Source organism: Acinetobacter sp. RF14B, from assembly GCF_006864105.1.
Lineage (GTDB): Bacteria > Pseudomonadota > Gammaproteobacteria > Pseudomonadales > Moraxellaceae > Acinetobacter > Acinetobacter lwoffii_C.
The window spans coordinates 1-4,615 of the sequence record NZ_SMTB01000135.1 but is presented as its reverse complement, the minus strand read 5'-3'; the positions used below and the strand labels follow the sequence as shown (position 1 = coordinate 4,615).

Sequence of the window (4,615 nt, the reverse complement as noted above, 5' to 3'; positions counted from 1 at the left end):
GTCCAAAAGGCTGGGCACCCTGGCAGGCAAACAAGGTGGGTATTCTGGGGGCAGGCATGATGGGCGCCGGAATTAGCTATGCCACCGCCAGCAAAGGCATTCAGGTGGTACTCAAAGATGTATCGCTTGAAGCCGCTGAAAAAGGCAAAGCCTACAGTCAGAAACTACTAGATAAAAAAGTATCCCAAGGCCGATTAACTGCGGACAAACGTGACCGGATTTTAGCTTTGATTCAGGCCACGGCAAGTTCTGAAGATTTGGCGGGTTGTGATCTCATCATTGAAGCTGTTTTTGAAAATCAGGAACTCAAAACTCGTGTGATTCAGGAAGCTGAAGCCTTTTTATCTGAAAATGGCGTGATGGCATCTAATACCTCGACCTTGCCAATTAGTGACCTGGCTCAGGCATCGCAAAATCAGGCGAATTTTATCGGTCTGCATTTTTTTAGTCCGGTGGATAAAATGCAGCTAGTAGAAATTATTAAAGGACACAACACCTCGCCTGAAACTTTGGCCAAAGCTTTTGACTTTGTGCAGCAGATTGGTAAATTACCGATTGTGGTGAATGATAGCCGTGGCTTCTTTACCAGCCGTGTCTTTGGCACCTTCGTTCAGGAAGGTTTACGTCTGCTGGCAGAAGGGGTTCATCCCGCGCGTATTGAAATGGCGGCACTTAAAGCTGGTATGCCTGTCGGACCGCTAGCAATTCAGGATGAAGTTTCTCTGACGCTTTCAGAGCATGTAGCCACAGAAACCTATAAGGCAATGGCGGCTCAAGGTAAGGAGCGACCAAGCTCGGCAGCGGATGAAGTGATTCATCGGATGATTCATGAATTTAACCGTAAAGGTAAAGCAGCCGGTGCCGGTTTCTATGACTATCCTGAAGGCGGTAAAAAGCAGCTTTGGTCGGGCCTCAGTCACTGGCAAAAAGATACTCAGATCACCGAACAGGAAATGATTGACCGTTTTCTGTTTGTACAAGCGCTGGATACCGTGCGCTGTCTGGAAGAAGGTATGCTTGAATCGGTGGTGGATGCCAATATCGGTTCGATCTTTGGTATTGGCTTTGCAGCCTGGACAGGAGGCGCTGTACAGTTCCTGAACCAATATGGACTAGATAAGGCCATTGCTCGTGCTGAAGTGCTGGAGCAGCAATATGGTGAACGCTTTAAAGTGCCACAGTTATTAAAGCAACATGCCAGTCAGGCAAAAGCATTTGCATAGGCAGCCAGTAAAAGGGAAGTTTTGAACTTCTCTTTTTTTGACAGGTTAAAATCATACAAGTCAGCTGAAATCATCTCTTTCACAGAGATTTTGATTCGTTTTTATTCAATTTATGTTATAAAGTTACACAAGTTAAACATCCACTACAGGGACTTGCACATGACTGATCACAGTTCACCTGAAAAATCACCTTGGGGCTGGAAAGCATTAATTATTTTCTGCATCTTGAGTGGATTCTTCATGCTCTTTTTCTGGCTTGCAGTCAGTAATGAACCAGATTACATGCCAAGCCAGCAAAACAAGCAGAATACCCAGCAACATGCTTTTAAGAATGCACCGGTGATGTCGCAAGAAGCTCTGGCCAAAGCTCAGGCAGACCGTGAAGCGCGCCAGGCAGCTGGAGCCAACGTCCTGCAGGACCCATCAGTGCAAGAAAATGTTCAGCAGGAACATGACGCAGGGCATGGGCAGTAAAATCAAGATATTCAAAAAAAAGCAAGGTTCTTCCTTGCTTTTTTATTTGAGTTTTAATCACTTAGTTTTAAATACATATCGATATGCGGAATTCCACAATCCAGATATTCTTCCCCTTGTACGACAAAACCTAAGCCTTGATAAAATCCCAGCGCATGTACTTGGGAAGAAAGCTTGACATATTCACGCTGTTCAGCTTTGGCCTGAGCAATTATGGCCTGCATGATCTGTTGCCCGATGCCTAATCCACGTGCGGACTGCATGACGGCCACCCGACCAATACTATGATTTGCCAGTAAACGTGCCGTTGCAACGGGCTGTTCCTGTAAATAAGCAATAAAATGCACCGCTAGTGGATCTTCTGCATCCCATTCATCTTCCGGGGCAATGTGCTGCTCCTGAATAAACACAGCTTCACGAATTGCCTTGGCATCGGGGGCTAAATCGTCCCAGATACCAGAGGCAATACGAAGCTTATGATTGTCTAGCATTTCGAGCCAATCCCTTGCTGATCCCACTGATTATTTAACAACAATTCCAGTGAATGTTTCTGAATACCGTACATCTCTTTTAAGGCCTGTATTTGAGCCAGCACAGCCTGATCCGGTTGCGTATAATCTTTGCGTTTGGTAGCCAGAATCATTTTATTTTTACTGGTATGTTCCAGCGCCACAAATTCAAAGACTTTGGTCTCATAACCATAGGCTTTTAGCAAAAGCGCACGAATGGTATCCGTCAACATTTCCGCCTGCTGTCCGGCATGAATCCCGAATTGCAGCATTGGGCTCAAGACCTGCGGCGCCTGCAGCTGGGGCCTTAATTCTTTATGACAGCAAGGTGCACACATAATGATCTGGGCATTCAGGCGAATGCCACTATGAATAGCAAAATCCGTCGCCACATCACAAGCATGCAGGGCAATCATGACATCCAGATGTTCTGGTGCATACGTTCTCACATCGCCCTGAAAGAAATCCAGCTGATTAAAACCAGACTGCTGCGCAACACTTTGGCAGAACTCGACCATTTTCGGATTAAGTTCTACTCCAGTCACGTACGGGGTCTGGCCATATTTTTGCATATAGGCATATAACGCACAGGTTAAATAGCCTTTGCCAGAACCAAAGTCCACCACCCTCAAGCCATGCTCGGACACCTTGATTTGCGCCAATGCACCGGAAAAAATTTCGACAAGTTTATTAATCTGTTTCCATTTGCGCGCCATACTTGGAATGATCTGTTCATTCTGATCAGTAATCCCCAAATACTGCAAAAATGGACTGTCCTGATCAACATAGCGCTGCTTAATCCGGTCATGGCCTTGCCCGTGGTTGACTTTTGCAGGGCCTGACTGGGTTTTGCTGCGGGTCAGCATGGCTTTTTTCTTGTTTTTTTTCAGCTGTAACTCTTCCTGATCGGTTAATAAATTCGCCTGCTTGCAACTGGCCAGTGCATCTGTTACCTGAGCCAAGGCATCAGTCAAAGGATAGTTTTTGGTGATATCCTGAGTTTGATAGCGATACAGACAGCTCAACACCTTCTGCTCATTCAGTGCAATCACCCTGAACATCATTTTCTCTAACTGTTCCAGCTCACCTTTATACTGGCTCAAAATCAGACGATCAAAATGATCAGTTTCAACAGCTTGCTGGAAAGCCTCCAGAAATTGCTGTTCCTGAACCGAAAGAGAAGTCGATGTCGACATAAGAAAAACCTGATATAAATTACTGTTCAAGTTTAATTCTTCTTAACCTAAAAGCAAAATTGAATTACTATACAAATGTATATTTAAATTAGAATGATGACCATGCAAAAAGCGCCCCTCATTTCAGAAGACTATGATCAGGCTGAAGAAAGGATTAATTATATCAGTCACGGCCTGGGTGCACTGCTGGCTATTATTGCTGGTATTCTTTTGATTGTTAAAGGGTCTTATTTAAGTACAGGCCCCTGGATCGGACTATGGGTCTATGCACTCAGTATGGTGTTATTATTTTCCGCTTCCATGCTCTACCATATGTCGACCTCGGCAGACCGTCGTTATTTTTATAAAAAAGTCGACCATACAGCAATTTACTATCTGATTGCCGGTACCTATACCCCCTTTCTGTCGATTGCCATTCCCACGGCCAAAGCCCAATATTTATTGATTGCCTTATGGATCATTGCTGCACTCGGTACACTGTTCAAGTTTATTTTCATTCATCGTTTCCAGAAGCTTTCTCTGATCGCCTACTTGCTCATGGGCTGGCTGGCTGTTCTGGTCATTGATGATATGCAGCAGTATCTGAGTGCTCAATCTTTAACCCTCCTGATCATTGGGGGATTGGCTTATACCGTAGGTGCATTGTTTTATGCTCTAAAAAGGGTAAGATATGCTCACGCTATCTGGCATATTTTTGTATTGATAGGGGCAGGATCACACTTTCTGTCTATCTATCTGTACGTGATTTAATCTTCTTCTTTCTCCATTTCAGTGACCCTGAGCGAGCAGAAACGAGAAGATTGCAGTTGTTTTTTTAAAAAATTACGCCTTTTTTAAAAAGATTACGCTTTTAAAACTAATTTTTTATTTTTAGTAAGTGTAAGGTTATTCATGGCGTCTCCAGAAACTATCGCTGCCATAGAAACGACAGCGACCAATTCAAAATTTCGTGTTTTAACGGCAAGCTTGGTGGGCACCACAATCGAGTTCTTCGATTTTTATATTTATGCCACAGCTGCTGTTATTATTTTCCCCTATCTGTTTTTCCCGGCAAGTACAGATCCAATGACTGCCACGATTCAATCGCTGGCGACTTTTGCAATTGCCTTTATTGCCCGCCCGATTGGGGCAGCACTTTTTGGCCATCTGGGCGACCGGATTGGACGTAAGGCTACCCTGGTTGCAGCACTGCTGACCATGGGGATCTCTACCG

Annotated in this window: 6 protein-coding genes; 4 read left to right on the top strand and 2 right to left on the bottom strand. The window is 44.6% G+C overall.

Annotated elements, in window-relative coordinates; translation table 11 throughout:
• A partial coding sequence (locus E2K52_RS13525; protein WP_151205554.1) for a 3-hydroxyacyl-CoA dehydrogenase family protein occupies window positions 1-1,223 on the top strand: 1,223 nt, incomplete at its 5' end.
• A 159-nt stretch (window positions 1,224-1,382) separates the two neighbouring features.
• Window positions 1,383-1,697, top strand: coding sequence for a hypothetical protein (locus tag E2K52_RS13520; RefSeq protein ID WP_227548036.1), 315 nt, complete (start codon window positions 1,383-1,385; stop codon window positions 1,695-1,697).
• Window positions 1,698-1,750: 53 nt separating this feature from the next.
• On the opposite strand, the gene E2K52_RS13515 is transcribed toward E2K52_RS13520, so the two are convergent.
• Window positions 1,751-2,188: a GNAT family N-acetyltransferase gene (locus tag E2K52_RS13515; protein WP_151205553.1), complete on the bottom strand. Its 438-nt coding sequence runs from the start codon at window positions 2,186-2,188 to the stop codon at window positions 1,751-1,753.
• Complete coding sequence (locus tag E2K52_RS13510) at window positions 2,182-3,402, bottom strand: class I SAM-dependent methyltransferase (RefSeq protein WP_151205552.1); 1,221 nt, start codon at window positions 3,400-3,402, stop codon at window positions 2,182-2,184. The genes E2K52_RS13515 and E2K52_RS13510 overlap by 7 nt, the downstream gene beginning before the upstream one ends.
• A gap of 102 nt (window positions 3,403-3,504) precedes the next feature.
• Here E2K52_RS13510 and trhA point away from each other — a divergent pair, with 102 nt between their 5' ends.
• On the top strand, window positions 3,505-4,152 hold the full coding sequence (trhA, locus tag E2K52_RS13505) for a PAQR family membrane homeostasis protein TrhA (RefSeq protein ID WP_151205551.1): 648 nt from the start codon (window positions 3,505-3,507) through the stop codon (window positions 4,150-4,152).
• Between the two features lie 141 nt (window positions 4,153-4,293).
• Window positions 4,294-4,615: MFS transporter (locus E2K52_RS13500; protein WP_151205550.1), on the top strand; the 322-nt coding region annotated here is incomplete at its 3' end.

Coding starts and splice junctions, on each gene's coding strand:
- trhA (WP_151205551.1), top strand. CDS start 3,505: ATGCAAAAAGCGCCCCTCATTTCAGAAGACTATGATCAGGCTGAAGAA.
- E2K52_RS13520 (WP_227548036.1), top strand. CDS start 1,383: ATGACTGATCACAGTTCACCTGAAAAATCACCTTGGGGCTGGAAAGCA.
- E2K52_RS13515 (WP_151205553.1), bottom strand. CDS start 2,188: ATGCTAGACAATCATAAGCTTCGTATTGCCTCTGGTATCTGGGACGAT.
- E2K52_RS13510 (WP_151205552.1), bottom strand. CDS start 3,402: ATGTCGACATCGACTTCTCTTTCGGTTCAGGAACAGCAATTTCTGGAG.